The following is a 23,157-nucleotide window of genomic DNA, read 5'->3' on the forward strand; positions in this document are numbered from 1 at the left end:
TCGGTTTCGTGACGATCCGCGTAGGCATCAACGGCTTTGGCCGCATCGGTCGCAACTACTTCCGCGCGCTGCTGGAGCAGGGTGCGGACATCGAGATCGTGGCTGTCAACGACCTGGGTGACACTGCGACCACGGCACACCTCCTGAAGTACGACACCATTCTGGGTCGCCTCAAGGCCGAGGTGAGCCACACCGCCGACAGCATCACCGTCGACGGACACACCATCAAGGTGCTCTCCGAGCGCAACCCGGCCGACATCCCCTGGGGCGAGCTGGGCGTCGACATCGTCATCGAGTCGACCGGCATCTTCACCAAGAAGGCCGACGCCGAGAAGCACATCGCCGGTGGCGCCAAGAAGGTCCTCATCTCGGCTCCGGCCAAGAACGAGGACATCACCATCGTGATGGGTGTCAACGAGGACAAGTACGACCCCGCCAACCACCACGTCATCTCCAATGCCTCCTGCACCACCAACTGCGTCGCGCCGATGGCCAAGGTTCTGGACGAGAACTTCGGCATCGTCAAGGGCCTCATGACGACGGTCCACGCGTACACGAACGACCAGCGCATCCTGGACTTCCCGCACTCCGACCTGCGTCGCGCCCGCGCCGCCGCGGAGAACATCATCCCGACCACCACCGGTGCCGCCAAGGCCACCGCTCTGGTGCTCCCTCAGCTCAAGGGCAAGCTCGACGGCCTGGCCATGCGCGTCCCGGTCCCGACCGGTTCGGTCACCGACCTGGTCATCACGCTGGAGCGCGAGGTCACCCGCGACGAGGTCAACGCCGCCTTCCAGAAGGCCTCCTCCGAGGGGCCGCTGAAGGGCAAGCTCTTCTACACCGAGGACCCGATCGTGTCCTCGGACATTGTCTCGACCCCGGCCTCCTGCACCTTCGACTCGCTGCTCACCATGGCCGAGGGTTCGCAGGTCAAGGTCATCGGCTGGTACGACAACGAGTGGGGCTACTCCAACCGTCTCGTCGACCTGACCGTCTTCGTCGGCAACCAGCTCTGACCGTCGAAGCGGCAGGCACCTCGATGTGAGTACGGGGCTCGATCAGCGCAACGTCGCGCTGTTCGGGCCTCGTTGCATGCGCTCTAGTCCTCCCAAGGAGTCCAGCAAGATGAAGACGATCGACGAACTCCTCGCCGAAGGGGTCACCGGCAAGCGGGTATTCGTCCGCGCCGACCTCAACGTGCCGCTGAGCGGCACCACCATCACCGACGACGGCCGCATCCGCGCAGTCCAGCCGACCGTGGAGAAGCTTGCCGCGGCCGGTGCGCGAGTCATCGTCGCTTCCCACCTGGGCCGCCCCAAGGGCGCTCCGGACCCCGCCTTCTCCCTGGCGCCCGCCGCGGCCCGTCTCGGTGAACTCATCGGCGCCGACGTGGCCTTCGCGACCGACACGGTCGGCGAGTCCGCCCGCGCCACGGTCGCCGCGCTCACCGACGGCCAGGTCGCCGTCATCGAGAACCTCCGCTTCAACCCCGGCGAGACGTCGAAGGACGACGCCGAGCGCGGTGCCTTCGCCGACCAGCTCGCCGAACTCGCCGACGTGTACGTGGGCGACGGCTTCGGAGCCGTCCACCGCAAGCACGCATCGGTCTTCGACCTCCCGGCCCGGCTGCCGCACGCCGCCGGCGACCTGATCGCCACCGAGGTCGGCGTCCTGAAGAAGCTCACCGAGAACGTCGAGCGCCCCTATGCCGTCGTGCTCGGCGGCTCCAAGGTCTCCGACAAGCTCGGCGTCATCGACCACCTGCTGGAGCGTGCCGACCGCATCCTCATCGGCGGCGGCATGGCGTACACCTTCCTCAAGGCCCAGGGGCACGAGGTCGGCAGCTCCCTCCTCCAGGAGGACCAGATCCCGGCGGTGCTCGAGTACCTCAAGCGTGCCGAGGAGAAGGGCGTGGAGTTCGTGCTCCCCGTCGACGTCGTGGTCTCCGAGCAGTTCCCCGACCTCAAGGCCAAGGCTCCGACCGAGCACCGCACCGTGCCCGCGGACGCCATTCCGGCCGGTTTCATGGGCCTGGACAACGGCCCCGAGACCAACCGGCTGTACGCATCGAAGCTCGCCGACGCCGTCACCGTCTTCTGGAACGGTCCGATGGGCGTCTTCGAGCACCCCGACTACGCCGAGGGCACCCGTGCCGTGGCGCAGGCCCTCGTCGACTCCTCGGGCTTCAGCGTCGTCGGCGGCGGCGATTCCGCCGCTGCCGTCCGCATCCTGGGATTCGACGAGAACGCATTCGGACACATCTCGACCGGTGGCGGCGCCAGCCTCGAATATCTCGAGGGCAAGACGCTTCCCGGCCTTGCCGCACTGGAGGACTGACTTTTCATGACCACCCGTACCCCGCTGATGGCGGGCAACTGGAAGATGAACCTCAACCACCTCGAGGCCATCGCGCACGTCCAGAAGCTCGCTTTCGCCCTGGCCGACAAGGACTACGACGCCGTCGAGGTCGCCGTCCTGCCGCCCTTCACGGACCTGCGCTCGGTGCAGACGCTGGTCGACGGCGACAAACTGAAGATCAAGTACGGCGCCCAGGACATCTCGGCGCACGACTCCGGCGCGTACACCGGTGAGATCTCCGGCCCGATGCTCGCCAAGCTGAAGTGCACCTATGTCGCCGTCGGGCACAGCGAGCGCCGCCAGTACCACGGCGAGACCGACGAGATCTGCAACGCCAAGGTGAAGGCCGCGTTCAAGCACGGCCTGACCCCCATCCTCTGTGTCGGCGAGGAACTGGACGTCCGAGAGGCGGGCAACCACGTCGCGCACACGCTCGCGCAGGTCGACGGCGGTCTCAAGGACATCCCCGCCGAGCAGGCCGAGTCGATCGTGATCGCGTACGAGCCGGTCTGGGCGATCGGGACCGGCAAGGTCTGCGGCGCCGACGATGCCCAGGAGGTCTGCGGGGCGATCCGTGCCCGTCTCGCCGAGCTCTACTCGCAGGACGTGGCCGACGCGGTCCGGATCCAGTACGGCGGCTCGGTGAAGTCCGGGAACGTTGCCGAGATCATGTCGAAGCCGGATGTGGACGGCGCGCTCGTCGGTGGCGCCGCACTGGACGCCGACGAGTTCGTCAAGATCGTACGCTTCCGCGACCAGTGAGTATGCGGTAGCGCGGATCCGTCGTACCCTTGCGGGGGCCGGAGGGGTGCACCCTCCCGGCCCCCGTTGTTCGCACATAGCAGTCCAGAGAATTCCGGAAAGTAGGGACCAGCCGTGATTTTGGCGTTCGAGATCGCCCTGATCGTCTTCAGCCTGCTGCTGATGCTGCTGGTGCTGATGCACAAGGGGAAGGGCGGCGGTCTCTCCGACATGTTCGGTGGCGGCATGCAGTCGTCCGTGGGCGGCTCGTCGGTTGCCGAGCGGAACCTCGACCGGATCACCGTGTTCGTCGGCCTGATCTGGTTCGCGTGCATTGTGGTGCTTGGTCTGCTGATCAAGCTGGACAACTGACCCGTCGTACGCGAATCCCGGTGAGGGTGTAACTCCTTTCACTGGACGCGCGTTGGGCCTTACGTAGACTGGGGCATCTTCGAGCACCATCACGCAGGGAGTTACGACCGTGGCAAGTGGCAACGCGATCCGGGGAAGCCGGGTCGGAGCGGGGCCGATGGGGGAGGCCGAGCGGGGCGAGTCCGCGCCGCGGCTCCGCATCTCCTTCTGGTGCTCGAACGGGCACGAGACGCAGCCGAGCTTCGCCAGCGACGCGCAGGTACCGGAGACGTGGGACTGCCCGCGCTGCGGTTTCCCGGCCGGACAGGACCGGGACTGCCCGCCGGACCCGCCGCGCACCGAACCGTACAAGACGCACCTCGCGTACGTACGCGAACGGCGCAGCGACGCGGACGGCGAGGCCATCCTCGCCGAGGCCCTGGCGAAACTCCGGGGCGAGATCTGAGAGTTCACCGGCCGGACACCCCCAGGGTGTCCGGCCGGACCGCTTCTGTCGTGGCGCAGCCCGCGCTTGTCCCGGCGGCCCCCCTGATCAACTAGGTTGGGAGCGTGGCGGGGCATCTGAAGGCACGAGAAGAAGTGGGCTGACATCCGGGATGAACACACCAAGCCGAACCAGGCTCAACCAGACGCCCGAGTGGACCGCTCTGGGCAAGCACCGCGAGCAGTTCGGGACCACCCATCTGCGACAGCTCTTCGCGGACGACCCGGAGCGAGGCACCGGATACACCCTCCGGGTCGGTGATCTGTACGTCGACTACTCCAAGCACCTCGTCACCGACGAGACGCTCCGGCTGCTGCGCGAACTCGCCGTCGCCACCGGCGTGGCCGAACTGCGCGACGCGATGTTCCGCGGCGAGAAGATCAACACCACCGAGGACCGCGCCGTCCTGCACACCGCCCTCCGTGCCCCGCGCGACGCGGTGATCGAGGTCGACGGCGAGAACGTGGTACCCGGCGTACACGCCGTGCTCGACAGGATGGCGGCCTTCTCCGAGCGCATCCGGTCGGGGGAGTGGACCGGTCACACGGGCAAGCGCATCAAGAACATCGTCAACGTCGGCATCGGCGGCTCCGACCTCGGTCCCGCCATGGCGTACGAGGTGCTGCGCTCCTTCACGGACCGCTCGCTCACGGTCCGCTTCGTGTCGAACGTCGACGGCGCCGACCTCCATGAGGCCGTGCGGGATCTCGACCCGGCCGAGACGCTCTTCGTCATCGCGTCGAAGACCTTCACCACGATCGAGACCATCACCAACGCCACCTCCGCCCGCACCTGGCTGCTGACCGGCCTGAGGGCCGGTCAGGACGCGGTCGCCAAGCACTTCGTGGCGCTGTCCACGAACGCCGAGAAGGTCGCGGACTTCGGCATCGACACCGCCAACATGTTCGAGTTCTGGGACTGGGTCGGCGGCCGCTACTCGTACGACTCCGCCATCGGCCTCTCGCTGATGATCGCCATCGGCCCGGACCGCTTCCGCGAGATGCTCGACGGCTTCCACCTCGTCGACGAACACTTCCGCACCGCCCCGGCCGAGGACAACGTCCCTCTGCTGATGGGCCTGTTGGGTGTCTGGTACGGCGCCTTCTTCGACGCGCAGTCGCATGCCGTGCTGCCCTACAGCCACTATCTGTCCAAGTTCACGGCGTACCTGCAGCAGCTGGACATGGAGTCCAACGGCAAGTCCGTGGACCGGCAGGGAAATCCGGTCGACTGGCAGACCGGGCCGGTCGTCTGGGGCACCCCCGGCACCAACGGTCAGCACGCCTACTACCAGCTGATCCACCAGGGCACCAAGGTCATCCCGGCCGACTTCATCGGTTTCGCCGAGCCGGTGGCCGAACTGCTGCCCGGACTGGTCGCCCAGCACGATCTTCTGATGGCCAACTTCTTCGCCCAGACCCAGGCGCTGGCCTTCGGCAAGACGCCCGACGAGGTCCGCGCCGAGGGCGTCGCCGAGGAACTGGTGCCGCACAAGACCTTCCGCGGAAACCACCCCACGACGACCATCCTGGCCGACCGGCTGACCCCGTCCGTCCTCGGGCAGCTGATCGCGCTGTACGAGCACAAGGTCTTCGTCCAGGGCGCCGTCTGGAACATCGACTCCTTCGACCAGTGGGGTGTCGAACTCGGCAAGGTCCTCGCCAAGAAGATCGAGCCGGTACTGACCGGGGCATCGGCCGCGACCGAGGAGGGCGAGCGACTGGACAGCTCGACCGCGGCACTGGTGCGGGCGTACCGCGCTCGCAGGGGGCGCTGAGCCGATGACCAGGGGGGAGAGGACGGTGCGGCTCAGGGCGCCGCGCAACACCCTGGACCCGAGGGCCGTCGGCTGGTGGCGGGCCCGGTGGCTGCTGCTGACCGCGGGGCCGGTGGTGGTGCTGGCCGTACTGGGCGCGCTCGTCGAGCCCGCCCGGTTCTGGCTGCTGCTGCCCGCCGCGATCCTCGCGGTGCTCGGTGCCGGCTGCGCCGTCCTCTTTCCCCTCTGGTGGTTCCGCACCCACCGCTGGGAGGTCACCGACGAAGCGGTGTACGTCAGAACCGGCGTCGTCCGGCAGGAGTGGCGGATCGCCCCGATGTCCCGGATCCAGACCGTGGACACCGTGCGCGGCCCGCTCGAACAGCTCTACCGGCTCGCCACGGTCACCGTGACCACCGCATCGGCCAAGGGGGCGGTACGGATCGAGGGACTGGCCCACCACCAGGCGGCCGAACTGGCCGAACAGCTGACCCGGATCACCCAGGACACCCCCGGGGACGCCACATGAGCTCCGCGCCGGCGCTCTCCCCGGACGCCGGGGGAGGGCCCTCGGACGCCGGGGGCGGGAACGGCGTCACCGGCCCCGCAGCGGCCACGGCCACCGACTGGCGGCGTCTGGACCGGCGCACGGTGCTCGTCAGGGCACTCGTGACGACCTCGGTGGCGACCGGTGCGGCGGTGCCCGCCGCACTCGGCCTCGCCGGGCGGTTCGGGCTCGGCCACGCGGTCGCCTGGGTGCTGGTCGCCGCGGTGGTACCGATCGGCTGCGCGGTGACCGGTGACTACGTGCGGTGGCGCCGCACCCGCTACCGCATCGGCGCCGAGCGGGTCGAGCTGCACACCGGACTGCTGCTGGTCAGGAAGCGCTCCCTCACCCGTGAGCGGATCCGCAGCGTCGACCTCACCGCCCCTCTGCTGCAACGGCTCCTGGGCCTGGTCACCGTCCGTATCGGGACCGGCGAGCACTCCGGCAACGACGCCACCCTGGAACTCGACCCGGTCCGCAGGGCGGAGGGCGAACGGCTCCGCCGCGACCTGCTGGAACGCACCGCCACCGGCACTCCGGGCACCCACCGCGAGGGAGAGCTCGCCGTGCTCGACCCGCGGTGGATCCGCTACGCACCGGTCTCGTTCGTCGTGCCCGCACTCGGTGCTGCGGCGGCCGGTGCGGTGATGCAGGTCAGCGACTGGTTCGGGGCCCAGGCCCAGGTGATCGACTGGATGGGCGAGCGGTTGCGGGACACCTCGCTGCCCACCGCGATCGTGATCCCCGTCGTCGCCGCGATGGCCGCCGGTGTCCTGGGTGCGCTCGGGCTGTGGACCGAGACGTGGTGGGGCTACCGGCTGGAGCGCGAACCAGGCGGCACCCTGCGCGTCCGGCGCGGCCTGCTGACCTCCCGGTCCGTCTCCGTCGAGGAGAGGCGACTGCGCGGCGTCGACCTCGTCGAACCGCTCGGCATCCGGCTGTGCGGCGCGGCCCGGGTCGACGCGATCACCACCGGACTGGCCGAGGACGACGAGGAGCAGCACGGCGACCACCGCACCCTGCTGCCCGCCGCGCCCCGGCACGTCGCCGACGCGGTGGCGGCCGACATCCTGCGCGAGGCCGTGTCCCCGACCAGCACCCCGCTGACCCGGCACCCCCGGGCAGCCCTCGGCCGACGACTGCGCCGGGCGCTCTGGGCCGTCACCGTGCCGGTGGCCGTCCTGGCCCTGCTGGGCGCGCTGCTGACGCCCGTCCTGCTCTGGACCGCGCTCGCCTGCGCCGTCCTCGGGCTGCCCGTCGGGCTGCTCCTGGCCCGGGACGCGTACCACGGCCTCGGACACGCCGTCAGCGGCGACCACCTCGTGGTCCGTTCCGGCACGATCCGGCGCTCGACCGCCGCGCTGGAACGGGCCGGCGTCATCGGCTGGACGGTCCGGCAGACGTACTTCCAGCGGCGGTCCGGCGTGCTGAGCCTCACCGCGACGACGGCCGCCGGAGCGGGCGCGTACACGGCGCACGACGTGGATGCGGCCGAGGGCCTCGACTTCGCCTCCGAGGCCGTCCCCGGCCTGTTGGAGCCCTTCCTGGAGCGCCTCCCGCAGGCCCGGTGACCGCGCCGTGGACGGAGCCGTTCACGCCGCAGGCCCGGCCGCTGCGAGGAGCGGACCGGGCCTGCGGTCAACGGTGCTGACGCCCTCTCAGGGAGAGGCCGGCGGGTACAGGGCGCGGGGCAGCCGCGAGGCCGCCGCCGCGTCCATCAGCCACAGGGTGCGGCTGCGCCCGTACGCACCGGCCGCCGGGGCCTGGATCTCCCCGGCACCCGAGAGCGCGATCTCCGCGGCCTCCGCCTTGTCCTCGCCCGCGGCGAGCAGCCACACCTCACGTGCCGCGCGGATCGCCGGCAGCGTGAGCGAGACGCGGGTGGGCGGCGGCTTGGGAGCACCGTGGACACCGACGACGGTGCGCTCGGTCTCCCGTACCGCGGGCAGTTCCGGGAAGAGCGAGGCGACATGCGTGTCCGGGCCGACGCCCAGCATCAGCACGTCGAACGTCGGTACCGGGCCGTGGTCCTCCGGACCGGCCGCCGCGGCGAGTTCAGCGGCGTACCAGGCCGCTGCCGCGTCGGCGTCGTGGCCCCAGGGGCCGTCCGAAGCGGGCATCGCGTGCACCCGGGACGGGGTCAGCGGCACCGCGTCCAGCAGCGCCTCGCGGGCCTGCGTGACATTGCGTTCCGGATCGCCCTCCGGCAGGAACCGCTCGTCGCCCCACCACAGGTCGAGCCGCGCCCAGTCGACCGCGTCCCTGGCGGGTGCCTCGGCGAGGGCGGCCAGCAGGCCGTTGCCGTTGCGCCCGCCGGTGAGCACCACCGAGGCGTGACCGCGCGCGGCCTGGGCGTCCACGATCTTCGTGATCAGCCGGGCCGCGGCCGCCTGCGCCATCAGCTCCTTGTCACGGTGCACGACGAGCTGAGGGGCACTCACTTCGCCGCCTTCTTGGCCGCGGTCTTCTTCGCCGCGGCCGGGGCCGCTGCGGGGGAGGCCGGGGCGGCGGGGGCGGCCGACTCGGGCTTCGCCGGTCCGCCGAGCTTCTCCACGCCGAACTTCACCGTCGCCTCGTAGGTGTTGTCCGGGTCCAGGCGCCGCAGCTCCTCGGCGAGCAGCTCGGACGTGTCCCGCCGCTTGAGCGCCACCGCACGGTCCGGCTGGCCCAGCATCGAGAGCGTGGCCAGCGAACCGTCGGGCCGGTCCAGGACGACGACGCCGTTCTTGGTCTCCATCCGCACGGCCGTCAGGCCGGGGCCGCTGGACATGGTGCGCTCCACCGGCACCTTCAGCCGGTCCGCGAGCCACATGGCGAGCAGCTCGCAGCTCGGGTTCTCCGACTCGCCCTCGACCGTCGCCGAGACGACCTCGACATGCTGCTGGTCGAGCGCCGCCGCCAGCATCGAGCGCCACGGGGTGATACGGGTCCAGGCGAGATCGGTGTCGCCGGGGGTGTACGACCGGGCGCGCAGCGCGAGGTCGCCGATCGGGTTCTCCGACGCGTACGCGTCCGTGATCCGGCGCTGGGCGAGCGCGCCCAGCGGGTCCTGCGCCGGATCGGTGGGGGAGTCCTCGGGCCACCAGACCACGACCGGGGCGTCCGGCAGCAGCAGCGGCAGTACCACCGACTGGGCGTGGTGGGCCAGTTCGCCGTGGAGGCGCAGGACGACGGTCTCGCCGGTGCCGGCGTCGGTCCCGACCCGCACCTCGGCATCGAGCCGGGCGTCCCGGCGGCTGCGCGGCGAACGGCTGACCCGCTTGATCACCGCGATGATCCGCGAGGGGTGCTCGCGCGAGGCGTTGCTCGCCGACTTGAGAGCGTCGTACGCGTTCTCCTCGTCGGTGACGATGACCAGGGTCAGCACCATGCCGATGGCCGGCGTGCCGATGGCACGGCGGGCCGACACCAGCGCCTGGTTGATCTTGCTGGAGGTGGTCTCCGTGAGATCGATCTTCATGGCCGACGCCAGCTCCGTCCGTCTCGTGCAAGCATCTCGTCCGCCTCGGCCGGGCCCCAGGTGCCCGCCGGGTACTGCGCGGGCTTGCCGTGCTTGTCCCAGTACGCCTCGATCGGGTCGAGGATGTTCCAGGAGAGTTCGACCTCCTGGTGCCGCGGGAAGAGGTTCGCGTCACCGAGCAGCACATCGAGGATGAGCCGCTCGTACGCCTCCGGGCTGGACTCCGTGAAGGACTCGCCGTACGCGAAGTCCATCGTGACGTCCCGGACCTCCATCGAGGTGCCGGGCACCTTGGAGCCGAACCGCACGGTGACGCCCTCGTCCGGCTGGACCCGGATGACCAGGGCGTTGCCGCCCAGCTCCTTGGTCGCACCGGACTCGAAGGGCAGATACGGAGCACGCTTGAAGACGACCGCGATCTCCGTGACCCGGCGGCCGAGCCGCTTCCCGGTACGGAGGTAGAACGGCACGCCCGCCCAGCGGCGGTTGTTGATCGTCAGCTTGATCGCGGCGAAGGTGTCGGTCGTCGACCTGGGGTCGATGCCGTCCTCCTCCAGATAGCCGAGGACCTCCTCGCCACCCTGCCAGGCGTGGGCGTACTGGCCACGCACCGTGTGCTTGCCCAGGTCCTCCGGCAGTTCCACCGCCGTGAGCACCTTGAGCTTCTCGGCGACCAGGGCCTTGGGGTGGAAGGAGCCGGGCTCCTCCATCGCGGTCAGCGCCAGGAGCTGGAGCAGGTGGTTCTGGATGACGTCACGGGCGGCGCCGATGCCGTCGTAGTAGCCGGCCCGGCCGCCGATGCCGATGTCCTCGGCCATCGTGATCTGCACGTGGTCGACGTACGACCTGTTCCAGATCGGCTCGAACATCGTGTTGGCGAACCGCAGCGCCAGGATGTTCTGGACCGTCTCCTTGCCCAGGTAGTGGTCGATCCGGAAGACCTCGTTGGGCGGGAAGACGTCGTGCACGATCTGGTTGAGCTCCTGCGCGCTCTTGAGATCGTGGCCGAAGGGCTTCTCGATGACGGCACGCCGCCAGGAGCCCTCCTTCTGGTCGGCGAGCCCGTGCTTCTTGAGCTGCTGGACGACCTTGGGGAAGAACTTCGGCGGCACGGACAGGTAGAAGGCGAAGTTTCCGCCCGTGCCCTGTGCCTTGTCGAGCTCCTGGATCGTGTCCTTCAGGGTCTCGAAGGCCTCGTCGTCGTCGAAGTTGCCCTGGACGAAGCGCATCCCCTGGATGAGCTGCTGCCAGACCTCTTCACGGAACGGAGTGCGGGCGTGCTGCTTGACGGCGTCATGGACCTCCTGCGCGAAGTCCTCGTCCTGCCACTCGCGGCGTGCGAAGCCGATGAGGGAGAAGCCCGGCGGCAGCAGGCCGCGGTTGGCCAGGTCGTAGACGGCGGGCATCAGCTTTTTGCGTGACAAATCGCCCGTGACGCCGAAGATCACCAGACCCGACGGTCCCGCGATGCGCGGGAGCCGTCGGTCCTGAGGGTCACGAAGCGGGTTGGCTCCGGGAACACCAGACAAGATGGTCAGCCCTCCGAAGGGGCGAGGCGCTTGAGCTCTGCCTCGGTCGAGTTGAGCAGATCGATCCAGGACGCCTCGAACTTCTCGACGCCCTCGTCCTCCAGGAGCTGGACGACGTCGTCGTAGGAGATCCCGAGCTTGGCGACGGCATCGAGGTCGGCGCGGGCCTGCTCGAAGGTGCCGGCGATCGTGTTGCCCGTGATCTCGCCGTGGTCCGCCGTGGCGTCCAGAGTCGCCTCGGGCATGGTGTTGACGGTGCCGGGGGCGACCAGGTCGTCGACGTACAGGGTGTCCTTGTACGCGGGGTTCTTGACCCCGGTCGAGGCCCACAGCGGACGCTGCTTGTTGGCCTGCGCCTTGTCCAGCGCGGCCCAGCGGTCCGAGGCCGGCGTCGATTCATCGGCAGAACCGAACACCTCCTCGAACGCCTGGTAGGCGAGCCGGGCGTTGGCGAGCGCGGCCTTGCCCTTGAGCGCCTGGGCCTCCGGGGTGCCGACCGTGTCGAGCCGCTTGTCGATCTCGGTGTCCACCCGGGACACGAAGAACGACGCCACCGAGTGGATCCTGGACAGGTCCAGGCCCGCGGCCTTCGCCTTCTCCAGGCCTGCCAGGTAGGCGTCCATGACCTCGCGGTAGCGCTCCAGCGAGAAGATCAGCGTGACATTGACGCTGATGCCCCTGCCGATGACCTCGGTGATCGCCGGGAGACCGGCCTTCGTCGCCGGGATCTTGATGAGCGTGTTGGGCCGGTCGACCAGCCAGGCCAGCTGCTTGGCCTCGGCGACGGTGGCGTCCGTGTGGTGGGCCAGGCGGGGGTCGACCTCGATGGAGACCCGGCCGTCCTGACCGTCCGTGGCGTCGAAGACCGGACGCAGGATGTCCGCGGCGTCCCGTACGTCGGCCGTCGTGATCATGCGGATGGCCTCGTCGACGGTGACCTTGCGGGTGGCGAGGTCGGTGAGCTGCTGCTCGTAGCCGTCGCCGTGCGAGATCGCCTTCTGGAAGATCGACGGGTTGGTGGTGACACCCACGACGTGCTGCTCGTCGATCAGCTCGGCGAGATTGCCCGAGGTGATCCGCTTGCGCGACAGGTCATCGAGCCAGATCGCCACGCCCTCCTCGGAGAGGCGCTTGAGTGGGTCTGTCATGAGAATTACATCTCCTACTTTTCGTATATGGGCGTCAGCGCGTGGCGGCGGCGAGAGATTCCCGCGCGGCGGCGGCGACGTGCTCGCTCGTGAAGCCGAACTCACGGAAGAGGACCTTGGCGTCGGCCGAGGCACCGAAGTGCTCCAGCGAGACGATCCGGCCCGCGTCTCCGACGTACCGGTGCCAGGTCAGGCCGACGCCGGCCTCGACCGCGACCCGGGCCTTCACGGACGGCGGCAGGACACTGTCCTTGTATGTCTGGTCCTGCTCCTCGAACCACTCGACCGACGGCATCGACACCACACGGGTCGGGATGCCGGCGGCCTGCAGTTCCTCGCGCGCCTCGACGGCGAGGTGCACCTCGGAGCCGGTACCGATCAGGACGACCTGGGGCGCCGTGCGGCCCTCGGGCCCCTCGGCGTCGAAGAGCACGTAGCCGCCCTTGGCCGCGTCCTCGTTCGCCTCGTAGGTCGGGACGCCCTGGCGGGTCAGCGCCAGGCCGTGCGGGGCTCCCTCGCCGAACACCTTGGTGTAGCGGCGCAGGATCTCGCGCCAGGCGATGGCGGTCTCGTTGGCGTCGGCCGGGCGGACGATGTTCAGGCCCGGGATGGCACGCAGCGAGGCCAGGTGCTCCACCGGCTGGTGGGTCGGGCCGTCCTCGCCGAGGCCGATCGAGTCGTGCGTCCACACGTACGTCACCGGCAGGTGCATCAGCGCGGACAGGCGCACGGCGTTGCGCATGTAGTCGGAGAACACCAGGAAGGTGCCGCCGTAGATGCGGGTGTTGCCGTGCAGCGCGATGCCGTTCATGGCGGCGGCCATGGCGTGCTCGCGGATACCGAAGTGGATCGTGCGGCCGTACGGGTCCGCCTCCGGCAGCGGGTTGCCCGCCGGGAGGAAGGACGACCGCTTGTCGATGGTGGTGTTGTTCGATCCGGCGAGGTCGGCGGAGCCGCCCCACAGCTCGGGGACGACCGCGCCGAGCTGCTGGAGCACCTTGCCGGAGGCGGCGCGGGTGGCGACGCTCTTGCCCGGCTCGAAGACCGGGAGGCTGTCCTCCCAGCCCGCGGGCAGCTCGCCCGCGGAGATCCGGTCGAACTCGGCGGCGCGCGCCGGGTTGGCGGTGCGCCAGGCGGCGAGCGCCTTCTCCCACTCGGCCCTGGCCTCGCGACCGCGGTCCAGCGCCTCACGGGTGTGGGAGATGACCGCGTCCGAGACCTCGAAGGACTTCTCCGGGTCGAAGCCGAGGACCTTCTTCGTCGCGGCGACCTCCTCGGCGCCGAGCGCCGAGCCGTGCGAGGCCTCGGTGTTCTGCGCGTTCGGAGCGGGCCAGGCGATGATCGAGCGGGCCGCGATGAACGACGGACGGCCGGTCTCGGCCTTGGCCGCCTGCAGCGCCTTGTAGAGACCCGCCGGGTCCAGGTCGCCGTTGGGCAGCTGCTCGACGCGCTGGACGTGCCAGCCGTACGCCTCGTACCGCTTCAGGGTGTCCTCGGAGACCGCGGTCTCCGTGTCGCCCTCGATCGAGATGTGGTTGTCGTCCCACAGCAGGACCAGGTTGCCGAGCTTCTGGTGCCCGGCCAGCGAGGACGCCTCCGCGGAGATGCCCTCCTGGAGGCAGCCGTCGCCCGCGACGACCCAGACCATGTGGTCGAACGGAGAGGTGCCGGGGGCGGCGTCCGGGTCGAACAGGCCGCGCTCGTAACGGGCCGCCATCGCCATGCCCACCGCGTTGGCGACGCCCTGGCCCAGCGGGCCCGTGGTCGTCTCGACACCGGCGGTGTGACCGTACTCCGGGTGCCCCGGGGTCTTCGAGCCCCAGGTGCGGAAAGCCTTGAGGTCATCGAGCTCCAGGCCGTACCCGGCCAGGTAGAGCTGGATGTAGAGGGTCAGGCTGCTGTGACCCGCCGAGAGCACGAACCGGTCCCGGCCGGTCCACTCCGGGTCCGCGGGGTCGTGCCGCATCACCTTCTGGAAAAGGGTGTAGGCGGCGGGAGCCAGGCTCATCGCCGTACCCGGGTGGCCGTTTCCGACCTTCTGCACGGCGTCGGCGGCAAGGACGCGGACCGTGTCCACGGCCCGCTGGTCCAGTTCGGTCCACTGGAGGTCTGTGGTGGTCGGCTTGGTGCTCACCCTGAGTCAGGGCTCCTCTCCACTGTCGATAACCGGTGGCTGGTGACCGCACCGGGCGTAGCCGAGCCTACCCTCGTCGGACCAAGCATTTTCCGGCTGCTTTCCAGGGTGCAGGCGGTCCGCCGAGTTCGCCTCCCGTATGGGTGCGAGGACCCGCCCATAGGCGTCCTTCGACGCGTGCGCCCCACCCGTACCGAAGAGCTCTTCGGTACGGGTGTTCTCCTCTGCTGGTGAGCCGGCTCCGTTCCGGCGCGTGCCCCGGCGCGGCTCCGGTGAACGGGACCTCCTGCTTCCGCGCCCCCGGACGGGCGTGCCGCGCCGCTTCTGTGCGACTCCAACACGACCGACCCCCGCGAAGGGGCGCCTGTCCCCAACGTCTACAGTGGTCTGGTTCGCGCAAGTCTTTACCGGGCCCTCATGCCCGGAGCTTGCTGGGATTTCTCTGTCAGGGGTGTGCGTGACGGCCGTCGAGTCCCGACCCGCAGGGGTCGCCTTGACTCCCAGCCCAGGGGGCCATCGCCCGTTCGGGGCCCGTGTCAAGGCATTCGTGGCGCTGACCAAGCCCCGGATCATCGAGCTGCTGCTGATCACCACGGTTCCGGTGATGTTCCTCGCCGCTCAGGGCGTACCCGACCTGTGGCTCGTGCTCACCACCACCATCGGGGGATATCTCTCCGCGGGCGGTGCCAACGCGCTGAACATGTACATCGACCGCGACATCGACGCGTTGATGGACCGTACGTCGCAGCGTCCGCTGGTCACCGGCATGGTGACCCCGCGTGAGTGCCTGGTCTTCGGGTACGCCCTCGCGGCGATCTCCACGGTCTGGTTCGGACTGCTCGTCAACTGGCTGTCGGCCGCGCTGGCGCTCGGAGCGCTGCTCTTCTACGTGGTCGGCTACACGATGCTGCTGAAGCGCCGCACCTCGCAGAACATCGTCTGGGGCGGCATCGCCGGCTGCATGCCGGTCCTCATCGGCTGGTCCGCCGTGACCAACTCGATGTCCTGGGCCGCGGTCATCCTCTTCGCCGTGATGTTCTTCTGGACGCCGCCGCACTACTGGCCGCTGTCCATGAAGGTGAAGGACGACTACGCCCGGGTCGGCGTCCCCATGCTCCCGGTCATCGCCTCCAACCGGGTGGTGGCCCGCCAGATCGTCCTCTACAGCTGGGTGATGGTCGCCATCTCGCTGCTGCTGACCCCGCTCGGCTACACCGGCTGGTTCTACACGGTGGTGGCGCTGCTGACCGGCGGGTTCTGGCTCTGGGAGGCCCACGGCCTGCTCAACCGGGCCAAGGCCGGGGTGGTCGGAGGGAAGCTCAAGGAGATGCGGCTGTTCCACTGGTCGATCACCTATGTCTCGCTGCTCTTCGTCGCCGTGGCGATCGACCCCTTCCTGAGGTAGTCGCGCTTCTTCGAATCCTGCCGACGGGCGGGGTACGTGGTCCATGCCACGTGCCCCGCCCGTCGCCGTTCGATCTACCCCTCGGTAGCATCCTGACCATGGCAGAGACGGCAGAGACCCAGGTGGAGAGCGGCAAGCAGGCCGCCCGCGCGGAGCGCAGGGCGGCGAGGCTCGCCAAGCAGATCGGTGCCTTCTCCAAGGCGCACGGCGGCGCGGAGGGACAGCTCGCCTACATCGGGCAGATGGGCACCCGCATCGTCCTGGTGGGCGGGGACGGCGGCTGGGGCGATCTGGTGGCCCCGTCGTACGCGGTAGCCGAGAGCGCCACGCAGAAGGCCGGAATCACCATGCACGAGTCCTTCGACGGGGAGTTCGCCGCGAAGGTCCGCACCGGCCGGTACGAGTGGACGCGGATGGCCGGCATTCAGGTGGGCGGTCCGTCCAACCAGGCCTGACCGGACCTGCACGCCTCATGCCTGTGCCGATCGCCACCGGGGCGATCGGCACAGGCATGAGGCGTCCACAGCAGCGCGGCGGACGGCCGAGGGGATCCTTCGAGAGCTCAGCCGGCCGCGGCGGGCTGAGGCCGCTCGGCTGCGGGTCCGGGCACCGCCGGAGCGGCCGTCGGGCGCTCCCGCAGGGACAGCAGGACCCGGAGGACCGCGATCCACACGAGGCACGAACCGAGCATGTGGAGGCCCACGAGGACCTCCGGGGTGTCCGTGAAGTACTGGACGTAGCCGATCACGCCCTGCGCCAGCAGCACCAGGAAGAGATCACGGGTGCGGCGCAGCGGGCCGACCGGCGCGTCCACGGCCTTCAGCACGAACCAGAGCGCGACGGTCAGCGCCACCACCGCCCAGGCCAGATCGGCGTGCAGCTGGGTGATCATCTTCCAGTCGATCGGAATGCGGTGGACGTCGCTGGAGTCCCCCGCGTGCCGTCCGGCGCCCGTGACGACCGTGCCGACCGCGACCAGCAGCCCCGCCACGACCACGAGCAGCCAGGTCAGCTGGGACACCGCCTTGCCCACCAGCGGACGGGGCGCATGGTCGCCCTCCCGGACGCGCTGCCAGGTCACCATCGCGACGGTGAGCAGCGCCGTGGAGAGCAGGAAGTGCGCCGCGACGGTGTACGGGTTCAGGCCGACCAGCACCACGATGCCGCCGAGCACCGCGTTGCCCATGACCACCCAGAACTGCGCCCAGCCGAGCCGGGTGAGGCTGCGCCGCCAGGGCTTCGCGGACCGGGCGGCGATGATCGCCCACCCGACCGCCGCACACAGGACGTACGTCAGCATGCGGTTACCGAACTCGATGGCGCCGTGGAAGCCCATCGCGCTGGTCGCCGTCAGGCTCTCGTCGGTGCACTTGGGCCAGGTCGGGCAGCCGAGGCCGGAGCCGGTCAGCCGCACGGCGCCGCCGGTCACGACGATGAGCACGGCCATGACGACGGCCGACAGGGCCGCGCGACGCACCGTACGGGGGGACGGGGTCCACCGGTCGGCGATGAAGAGGAGCGGGTTCCGCACGGCTTGAGCGACTTCGGCTCGGGTCAGCTTGGGCACGCGAACCATCGTAGGCGGCGGCTTGTGCAAGCTTTCACGAGGGGGACGAGTTACCCGAAACGTCTACGGAGCGCGTGGGTCCGCTCACTCCCAGCGGAAGAACCTCGCGGCGGCGCCCAGCCCGAGCACGGCCCACACCGTGAGGATGCCGAGGTCGCCCCACGGCATCGACGCGCCGTGCTGGAGCACGTCGCGCAGCCCGTCGGACAGCGCGGCGATCGGCAGCAGCCCCAGCACCGACTGGACCGCGTCCGGGAACTTCTCCAGCGGCACGATGACCCCGCCGCCGACCAGCAGCAGCAGAAAGACCAGATTGGCCGCGGCGAGCGTCGCCTCCGCCTTCAGCGTCCCGGCCATCAGCAGCCCCAGTCCGGAGAAGGCCGCGGTACCGAGCACGAGCAGCAGCAGCACGGCGAGCGGGTTGCCGTGCGGGGACCAGCCGAGCGCGAACGCGATCACGGTGAGCAGTACTACCTGCAGCACCTCGGTGACCAGTACGGACAGCGTCTTGGCGGTCATCAGCGCCCAGCGCGGCAGCGGCGAGGCGCCGAGCCGCTTGAGCACCCCGTAGCGCCGCTCGAAGCCGGTGGCGATGGCCTGGCCGGTGAAGGCCGTGGACATCACGGCGAGCGCGAGAATGCCGGGGGTCAGGAAGTCGACGGACTCACCCGCGCCGGTGTCCACGATGTCGACGGCGCTGAAGAGCACCAGCAGCAGCGTCGGGATGACCACGGTCAGCAGCAGCTGCTCGCCGTTGCGCAGCAGCATCCGCGTCTCCAGCGCGGTCTGCGCGGCGATCATGCGGGACAGCGGGGCGGCGCCCGCCCGCGGGGCGTACGTACCGGCGCTCATGCGCGCAGCTCCTTGCCGGTCAGTTCCAGGAAGACGTCCTCCAGGGTGTGACGCTCCACGGAGATGCCGGACGGCATCACTCCGTGCTGCGCACACCAGGAGGTGACGGTGGCCAGCAGCTGCGGGCCGACGTCGCCGCTGATGCGGTACGTGCCCGCGGTGACCTCGGCCGCTTCCGTGCCGTCGGGCAGCACCTTCAGGAGGGAGCCGAGGTCGAGGCCGGGGCGGCCGGTGAAACGCAGGGTGTTCTCGGCGCCGCCGCGGCAGAGATCCTCGGGGCTGCCCTGGGCGATGACCTTGCCCGCGTCGATGACGGCGACGTCGTCGGCGAGCTCCTCGGCCTCGTCCATGAAGTGCGTGGTGAGCACCACCGACACGCCGTCGGAGCGCAGCTCCCGCACGAGGTCCCAGGTGGACCGCCGGGCCTGCGGGTCGAGGCCGGCGGTCGGCTCGTCCAGGAAGACCAGCTCGGGGCGGCCGACGACGGCCATCGCCAGGGCGAGGCGCTGCTGCTGGCCGCCGGAGAGCCGGCGGTAGGCCGTGCGCCCGCAGCTGCCGAGGCCGAGGCGCTCGATCAGGGCGTCGACATCGAGGGGATCGGCGTGGAGCTTCGCCATGTGGCGGAGCATCTCGTCGGCGCGTGCCCCGGAGTAGACGCCACCCGACTGGAGCATCACGCCGATCCGGGGGCGGAGCCTCGCGGCGTCGGCGACCGGGTCGAGCCCGAGGACCCGCACCGTCCCCCCGTCCGGCCGGCGGTAGCCCTCGCAGGTCTCCACGGTGGTGGTCTTGCCGGCGCCGTTGGGGCCGAGGACGGCGGTGACCGTACCGGTGCGTACACACAGGTCGAGGCCGTCCACAGCGGTCTTGGGGCCGTACCGCTTCACCAGGTTCCGGACCTGTACGACGGGCTCGCTCTTCATGGCCGGTAAGTCTAGGCAGGGACGGAAAGGGGCCGTCTCCCGGGGCCGAATTAGGTAACCCTAAGTGACGAACCGCACCGTAGATCGTTCCTGACGTGGTTGTCAGAGCCGGACGAATTACGCAACAATGGCGTTGTGAAATACGGCGAGGGCAGGCGGGAGTCACCGCAGGAGGATCTCGCGACCGGTGAGCGTTCGACGCGCAACCGGGTCGCGCGCTCCATCCTGGACCACGGCCCGTCCACGGTCGCCGAGCTGGCCGAGCGTCTCGGTCTCACCCAGGCCGCTGTACGCCGCCATCTCGACGCCCTGGTCTCCGACGGTGTCGTCGAGGCCCGTGAGCAGCGGGTGTACGGGGCGCGGACCCGTGGCCGCCCGGCCAAGGTGTTCGCCCTCACCGACTGCGGACGGGACGCCTTCGACCAGTCCTACGACCAGCTCGCCGCCGACGCGCTGCGCTGGATCGCGGAGACCTCGGGCGACGAAGCGGTTGTCGCCTTCGCCCGGGCCCGGATCGCCGGCCAGGCCGAGGCGTACCGCACGGCGATCGAGGCGGCGGATCCCTCGGAACGCACCGAGGCGCTGGCCAAAGCCTTGTCCGCCGACGGGTACGCTGCTACGGCGCGTAGCGCGCCCGGTCCACAACAGGGCGAGCAGCTGTGCCAGCACCACTGCCCGGTCGCCCACGTTGCCGAGCAGTATCCGCAGCTGTGCGAGGCGGAGACGGAGTTCTTCTCCGACATCCTCGGGACGCATGTGCAGCGTCTGGCCACCATCGCCCACGGCGACGGTGTGTGCACGACGTACATTCCGCGCAGCGGCCACTCAGCACCGCAGCAAGCGCCACAGACCACCCATTCAGCATCTGCAAGCACGGCCGGGAGGAACCCCGCATGACGCTCCCTACGGAGACTGCCCACCCTGAGCTCGAGGGTCTGGGTACGTACGAATTCGGCTGGGCCGACTCCGACGCGGCAGGAGCCGCAGCCAAGCGCGGGCTCTCCGAGGATGTCGTCCGCGACATCTCGGCGAAGAAGAACGAGCCCGAGTGGATGCTGAAGCTGCGCCTCAAGGGCCTCAAGCTCTTCGAGAAGAAGCCCATGCCGAACTGGGGCTCCGACCTGTCGGGCATCGACTTCGACAACATCAAGTACTTCGTGCGGTCGACGGAGAAGCAGGCGGAGTCCTGGGAGGACCTGCCCGCCGACATCAAGAACACCTACGACAAGCTCGGCATCCCGGAGGCGGAGAAGCAGCGCCTGGTCGCCGGTGTCGCCGCGCAGTACGAGTCCGAGGTCGTCTACCACCAGATCCGTGAGGACCTGGAGGAGCAGGGTGTCATCTTCCTCGACACCGACACCGCGCTGAAGGAGCACCCGGAGCTCTTCAAGGAGTACTTCGGCACCGTCATCCCGGTCGGCGACAACAAGTTCGCCTCGCTGAACTCGGCCGTGTGGTCCGGTGGCTCGTTCATCTACGTGCCGAAGGGTGTCCACGTCGACATCCCGCTGCAGGCCTACTTCCGTATCAACACGGAGAACATGGGCCAGTTCGAGCGGACGCTGATCATCGTCGACGAGGACGCCTACGTCCACTACGTCGAGGGCTGCACCGCGCCGATCTACTCCTCCGACTCGCTGCACTCGGCGGTCGTCGAGATCATCGTGAAGAAGGGCGGCCGCTGCCGCTACACGACGATCCAGAACTGGTCGAACAACGTCTACAACCTGGTCACCAAGCGCGCCGTGGCCTACGAGGGCGCGACCATGGAGTGGGTCGACGGCAACATCGGCTCCAAGGTCACCATGAAGTACCCGGCCGTCTACCTGATGGGCGAGCACGCCAAGGGCGAGACCCTGTCCATCGCCTTCGCGGGCGAGGGCCAGCACCAGGACGCCGGCGCCAAGATGGTCCACATGGCCCCGAACACCTCGTCGAACATCGTCTCCAAGTCGGTGGCGCGAGGCGGCGGCCGCACCTCCTACCGCGGCCTGATCGAGATCGGCGAGGGCGCGCCGGGCGCGAAGTCCAACGTTCTCTGCGACGCGCTGCTGGTCGACACGATCTCGCGCTCCGACACCTACCCTTACGTCGACGTCCGCGAGGACGACGTGTCGATGGGGCACGAGGCGACCGTCTCCAAGGTCTCCGAGGACCAGCTCTTCTACCTGATGAGCCGCGGCCTCACGGAGTTCGAGGCGATGGCGATGATCGTGCGCGGCTTCGTCGAGCCGATCGCGAAGGAGCTGCCGATGGAGTACGCCCTCGAGCTCAACCGGCTGATCGAGCTGCAGATGGAGGGGTCGGTCGGCTAGCACAGCCTGACGACCGAATTCCTCCGACTTTTGACAGAGAAAGCGAGCACTACGACAGCCATGGCTGAGGCTCAGAACATTCCGGCGGGGTCCACCACCACCGGGTCCATCGCGGTGGCCGCCGAGTCGACCGTCGCCACGCGCATGAGCGCACCGCCGTCCTTCGACGTCGCGGACTTTCCGGTCCCGCACGGCCGTGAGGAGGAGTGGCGGTTCACGCCGCTGGAGCGGCTGCGCGGGCTGCACGACGGCACCGCCGTCGCCACCGACGGCGCGGTGAAGGTCGCGATCGAGGCACCCGAGGGCGTCACGGTCGAGACCGTCGGCCGTGACGACGCCCGGCTCGGCAGGGCCGGTATCCCGGTGGACCGCGTCGCCGCCCAGGCCTACACGTCCTTCGAGGAGGCCACCGTCGTCACGGTCGCCAAGGAGGCCGTGCTCACCGAGCCGATCCGCATCACGGTGCACGGCGAGGGCGGTGTGGCGTACGGCCACCAGGTCGTCGAGCTGGGTGCCTTCGCCGAGGCCGTCGTCGTCATCGACCACACCGGTGACGCGGTGCTCGCCGCCAATGTGGACTACGTCCTCGGTGACGGCGCGAAGCTGACCGTCGTCTCCGTGCAGGACTGGGACGAGACCGCGGTCCACGTGGGCCAGCACAACGCGCTGGTCGGCCGGGACGCCTCGTTCAAGTCCATCGTCGTCACCTTCGGCGGTGACCTGGTCCGTCTCCACCCCCGCGTCCGCTACGCGGGAACGGGCGGCGAGTGCGAGCTCTTCGGCCTGTACTTCACCGACAAGGGCCAGCACCAGGAGCACCGCCTCCTGGTCGACCACAACACCCCTCACTGCAAGTCCAACGCGGCCTACAAGGGCGCGCTCCAGGGCGACGGCGCGCACGCGGTGTGGATCGGCGACGTACTCATCCAGGCCAGGGCCGAGGGCACCGACACCTACGAGATGAACCGCAACCTCGTCCTCACGGACGGCGCGCGGGTCGACTCGGTGCCGAACCTGGAGATCGAGACCGGTGAGATCGTCGGCGCCGGCCACGCCTCCGCGACCGGCCGCTTCGACGACGAGCAGCTCTTCTACCTGATGTCCCGCGGCATCCACGCCGAGGAGGCCCGCCGGCTCGTCGTGCGCGGCTTCTTCGCCGAACTCGTCCAGCAGATCGGTCTGCCGGACGTCGAGGCACGGCTGCTGGAGAAGATCGAGGCCGAGCTGAAGGCTTCCGTCTGATGGCCTTCGTCAAAGCCTGTGCGCTGAGCGAGCTGGAGGACGACACCCCGAAGCGGGTGGAACTCGACGGCGTCCCGGTGTCCGTCGTCCGTACCGAGGGCGAGGTGTTCGCGATCAACGACATCTGCTCGCACGCGAACGTCTCCCTGTCCGAGGGAGAGGTCGAGGACTGCATGATCGAGTGCTGGCTGCACGGCTCCAGCTTCGACCTGCGCACCGGCAAGCCGTCCGGTCTGCCCGCGACGCGCCCCGTCCCCGTATACCCCGTCAAGATCGAAGGGGACGATGTGCTCGTCTCCGTCACCCAGGAGTCCTGAGTCACCT

General features: G+C 69.6%; 22 protein-coding genes. 14 read left to right on the plus strand and 8 right to left on the minus strand.

The genetic code is table 11. The annotated features are described in order from the left end of the window. Positions 1-8 precede the first annotated feature (8 nt). The 8 genes from gap (at position 9) to AB0L71_RS01560 (ending at position 7,829) form a co-directional block, all read left to right on the plus strand. On the plus strand, positions 9-1,016 hold the full coding sequence (gap, locus tag AB0L71_RS01525) for a type I glyceraldehyde-3-phosphate dehydrogenase (RefSeq protein ID WP_365236617.1): 1,008 nt from the start codon (positions 9-11) through the stop codon (positions 1,014-1,016). Between the two features lie 109 nt (positions 1,017-1,125). Next, complete coding sequence (locus AB0L71_RS01530; RefSeq protein ID WP_365236619.1) at positions 1,126-2,337, plus strand: phosphoglycerate kinase; 1,212 nt, start codon at positions 1,126-1,128, stop codon at positions 2,335-2,337. A 6-nt stretch (positions 2,338-2,343) separates the two neighbouring features. Further along, positions 2,344-3,120: a triose-phosphate isomerase gene (gene tpiA / locus AB0L71_RS01535; RefSeq protein WP_365236621.1), complete on the plus strand. Its 777-nt coding sequence runs from the start codon at positions 2,344-2,346 to the stop codon at positions 3,118-3,120. A gap of 114 nt (positions 3,121-3,234) precedes the next feature. Then, positions 3,235-3,471 carry a preprotein translocase subunit SecG gene (gene secG, locus AB0L71_RS01540; protein ID WP_365236623.1) on the plus strand — a complete coding sequence of 79 codons (237 nt, stop codon included), beginning with the start codon at positions 3,235-3,237 and terminating at the stop codon, positions 3,469-3,471. Between the two features lie 109 nt (positions 3,472-3,580). Then, on the plus strand, positions 3,581-3,916 hold the full coding sequence (locus AB0L71_RS01545; RefSeq protein WP_073788610.1) for an RNA polymerase-binding protein RbpA: 336 nt from the start codon (positions 3,581-3,583) through the stop codon (positions 3,914-3,916). Positions 3,917-4,067: 151 nt separating this feature from the next. Further along, on the plus strand, positions 4,068-5,732 hold the full coding sequence (gene pgi / locus AB0L71_RS01550) for a glucose-6-phosphate isomerase (protein WP_365236625.1): 1,665 nt from the start codon (positions 4,068-4,070) through the stop codon (positions 5,730-5,732). A 4-nt stretch (positions 5,733-5,736) separates the two neighbouring features. Continuing rightward, the gene (locus AB0L71_RS01555; protein WP_365236627.1) at positions 5,737-6,240 is read left to right on the plus strand and encodes a PH domain-containing protein; all 504 of its coding nucleotides are present in this window, start codon (positions 5,737-5,739) and stop codon (positions 6,238-6,240) included. Then, the gene (locus tag AB0L71_RS01560) at positions 6,237-7,829 is read left to right on the plus strand and encodes a PH domain-containing protein (protein WP_365236629.1); all 1,593 of its coding nucleotides are present in this window, start codon (positions 6,237-6,239) and stop codon (positions 7,827-7,829) included. Before AB0L71_RS01555 ends, AB0L71_RS01560 begins: the two co-directional genes overlap by 4 nt. A gap of 87 nt (positions 7,830-7,916) precedes the next feature. Here AB0L71_RS01560 and pgl read toward each other — a convergent pair whose 3' ends face one another. Genes pgl through tkt form a run of 5 tightly spaced genes read right to left on the minus strand, consistent with a single transcriptional unit; the run spans position 7,917 to position 14,529 of the window. After that, positions 7,917-8,699: a 6-phosphogluconolactonase gene (gene pgl / locus AB0L71_RS01565; protein ID WP_365236631.1), complete on the minus strand. Its 783-nt coding sequence runs from the start codon at positions 8,697-8,699 to the stop codon at positions 7,917-7,919. Next, complete coding sequence (gene opcA, locus AB0L71_RS01570; RefSeq protein WP_365236632.1) at positions 8,696-9,718, minus strand: glucose-6-phosphate dehydrogenase assembly protein OpcA; 1,023 nt, start codon at positions 9,716-9,718, stop codon at positions 8,696-8,698. The genes pgl and opcA overlap by 4 nt, the downstream gene beginning before the upstream one ends. Then, positions 9,715-11,247 carry a glucose-6-phosphate dehydrogenase gene (gene zwf, locus AB0L71_RS01575; protein ID WP_365236634.1) on the minus strand — a complete coding sequence of 511 codons (1,533 nt, stop codon included), beginning with the start codon at positions 11,245-11,247 and terminating at the stop codon, positions 9,715-9,717. The genes opcA and zwf overlap by 4 nt, the downstream gene beginning before the upstream one ends. A gap of 5 nt (positions 11,248-11,252) precedes the next feature. Then, positions 11,253-12,395 carry a transaldolase gene (gene tal, locus AB0L71_RS01580; protein WP_365236636.1) on the minus strand — a complete coding sequence of 381 codons (1,143 nt, stop codon included), beginning with the start codon at positions 12,393-12,395 and terminating at the stop codon, positions 11,253-11,255. Positions 12,396-12,429: 34 nt separating this feature from the next. After that, positions 12,430-14,529: a transketolase gene (tkt, locus tag AB0L71_RS01585; protein ID WP_365236638.1), complete on the minus strand. Its 2,100-nt coding sequence runs from the start codon at positions 14,527-14,529 to the stop codon at positions 12,430-12,432. A 457-nt stretch (positions 14,530-14,986) separates the two neighbouring features. Here tkt and AB0L71_RS01590 point away from each other — a divergent pair, with 457 nt between their 5' ends. Together AB0L71_RS01590 and AB0L71_RS01595 are read left to right on the plus strand one after the other, a co-directional pair. Further along, positions 14,987-15,934, plus strand: a complete 948-nt coding sequence (locus tag AB0L71_RS01590; protein ID WP_365236640.1) for a heme o synthase — start codon at positions 14,987-14,989, stop codon at positions 15,932-15,934. A 98-nt stretch (positions 15,935-16,032) separates the two neighbouring features. After that, complete coding sequence (locus tag AB0L71_RS01595; protein WP_365236642.1) at positions 16,033-16,389, plus strand: hypothetical protein; 357 nt, start codon at positions 16,033-16,035, stop codon at positions 16,387-16,389. A 107-nt stretch (positions 16,390-16,496) separates the two neighbouring features. Here the strand turns inward: AB0L71_RS01595 and AB0L71_RS01600 are convergent, their stop codons facing one another. The 3 genes from AB0L71_RS01600 to AB0L71_RS01610 all read right to left on the minus strand — a co-directional run bounded on the left by AB0L71_RS01600 (position 16,497) and on the right by AB0L71_RS01610 (position 19,276). Then, positions 16,497-17,510 carry a COX15/CtaA family protein gene (locus tag AB0L71_RS01600; protein ID WP_365236644.1) on the minus strand — a complete coding sequence of 338 codons (1,014 nt, stop codon included), beginning with the start codon at positions 17,508-17,510 and terminating at the stop codon, positions 16,497-16,499. 75 nt (positions 17,511-17,585) lie between these two features. Further along, positions 17,586-18,353 carry an ABC transporter permease gene (locus AB0L71_RS01605; RefSeq protein WP_365236646.1) on the minus strand — a complete coding sequence of 256 codons (768 nt, stop codon included), beginning with the start codon at positions 18,351-18,353 and terminating at the stop codon, positions 17,586-17,588. Continuing rightward, positions 18,350-19,276, minus strand: coding sequence for an ABC transporter ATP-binding protein (locus AB0L71_RS01610; RefSeq protein ID WP_365236648.1), 927 nt, complete (start codon positions 19,274-19,276; stop codon positions 18,350-18,352). Before AB0L71_RS01610 ends, AB0L71_RS01605 begins: the two co-directional genes overlap by 4 nt. A gap of 135 nt (positions 19,277-19,411) precedes the next feature. On the opposite strand from AB0L71_RS01610, the gene AB0L71_RS01615 reads away from it, so the two are divergent. Genes AB0L71_RS01615 through AB0L71_RS01630 form a run of 4 tightly spaced genes read left to right on the plus strand, consistent with a single transcriptional unit; the run spans position 19,412 to position 23,150 of the window. Continuing rightward, complete coding sequence (locus AB0L71_RS01615; protein ID WP_365236650.1) at positions 19,412-20,173, plus strand: metalloregulator ArsR/SmtB family transcription factor; 762 nt, start codon at positions 19,412-19,414, stop codon at positions 20,171-20,173. Further along, on the plus strand, positions 20,170-21,591 hold the full coding sequence (gene sufB, locus AB0L71_RS01620) for a Fe-S cluster assembly protein SufB (protein WP_365236652.1): 1,422 nt from the start codon (positions 20,170-20,172) through the stop codon (positions 21,589-21,591). The genes AB0L71_RS01615 and sufB overlap by 4 nt, the downstream gene beginning before the upstream one ends. Before the next feature lie 60 nt (positions 21,592-21,651). Beyond that, positions 21,652-22,833 carry a Fe-S cluster assembly protein SufD gene (gene sufD, locus AB0L71_RS01625; RefSeq protein WP_365236654.1) on the plus strand — a complete coding sequence of 394 codons (1,182 nt, stop codon included), beginning with the start codon at positions 21,652-21,654 and terminating at the stop codon, positions 22,831-22,833. After that, on the plus strand, positions 22,833-23,150 hold the full coding sequence (locus AB0L71_RS01630; RefSeq protein ID WP_093539686.1) for a bifunctional 3-phenylpropionate/cinnamic acid dioxygenase ferredoxin subunit: 318 nt from the start codon (positions 22,833-22,835) through the stop codon (positions 23,148-23,150). The genes sufD and AB0L71_RS01630 overlap by 1 nt, the downstream gene beginning before the upstream one ends. Positions 23,151-23,157: the final 7 nt, after the last annotated feature.

The organism is Streptomyces sp. NPDC052052 (genome assembly GCF_040680455.1).
Taxonomy (GTDB): Bacteria; Actinomycetota; Actinomycetes; order Streptomycetales; family Streptomycetaceae; genus Streptomyces.

What these genes read in the sequence shown, in the direction of transcription:
- AB0L71_RS01530 (WP_365236619.1), top strand. Translation starts at nt 1,126, where the DNA reads ATGAAGACGATCGACGAACTCCTCGCCGAAGGGGTCACCGGCAAGCGG.
- tpiA (WP_365236621.1), top strand. Translation starts at nt 2,344, where the DNA reads ATGACCACCCGTACCCCGCTGATGGCGGGCAACTGGAAGATGAACCTC.
- pgi (WP_365236625.1), top strand. Translation starts at nt 4,068, where the DNA reads ATGAACACACCAAGCCGAACCAGGCTCAACCAGACGCCCGAGTGGACC.
- AB0L71_RS01555 (WP_365236627.1), top strand. Translation starts at nt 5,737, where the DNA reads ATGACCAGGGGGGAGAGGACGGTGCGGCTCAGGGCGCCGCGCAACACC.
- AB0L71_RS01560 (WP_365236629.1), top strand. Translation starts at nt 6,237, where the DNA reads ATGAGCTCCGCGCCGGCGCTCTCCCCGGACGCCGGGGGAGGGCCCTCG.
- opcA (WP_365236632.1), bottom strand. Translation starts at nt 9,718, where the DNA reads ATGAAGATCGATCTCACGGAGACCACCTCCAGCAAGATCAACCAGGCG.
- tal (WP_365236636.1), bottom strand. Translation starts at nt 12,395, where the DNA reads ATGACAGACCCACTCAAGCGCCTCTCCGAGGAGGGCGTGGCGATCTGG.
- AB0L71_RS01595 (WP_365236642.1), top strand. Translation starts at nt 16,033, where the DNA reads ATGGCAGAGACGGCAGAGACCCAGGTGGAGAGCGGCAAGCAGGCCGCC.
- AB0L71_RS01600 (WP_365236644.1), bottom strand. Translation starts at nt 17,510, where the DNA reads ATGGTTCGCGTGCCCAAGCTGACCCGAGCCGAAGTCGCTCAAGCCGTG.
- AB0L71_RS01605 (WP_365236646.1), bottom strand. Translation starts at nt 18,353, where the DNA reads ATGAGCGCCGGTACGTACGCCCCGCGGGCGGGCGCCGCCCCGCTGTCC.
- AB0L71_RS01610 (WP_365236648.1), bottom strand. Translation starts at nt 19,276, where the DNA reads ATGAAGAGCGAGCCCGTCGTACAGGTCCGGAACCTGGTGAAGCGGTAC.
- sufB (WP_365236652.1), top strand. Translation starts at nt 20,170, where the DNA reads ATGACGCTCCCTACGGAGACTGCCCACCCTGAGCTCGAGGGTCTGGGT.
- sufD (WP_365236654.1), top strand. Translation starts at nt 21,652, where the DNA reads ATGGCTGAGGCTCAGAACATTCCGGCGGGGTCCACCACCACCGGGTCC.
- AB0L71_RS01630 (WP_093539686.1), top strand. Translation starts at nt 22,833, where the DNA reads ATGGCCTTCGTCAAAGCCTGTGCGCTGAGCGAGCTGGAGGACGACACC.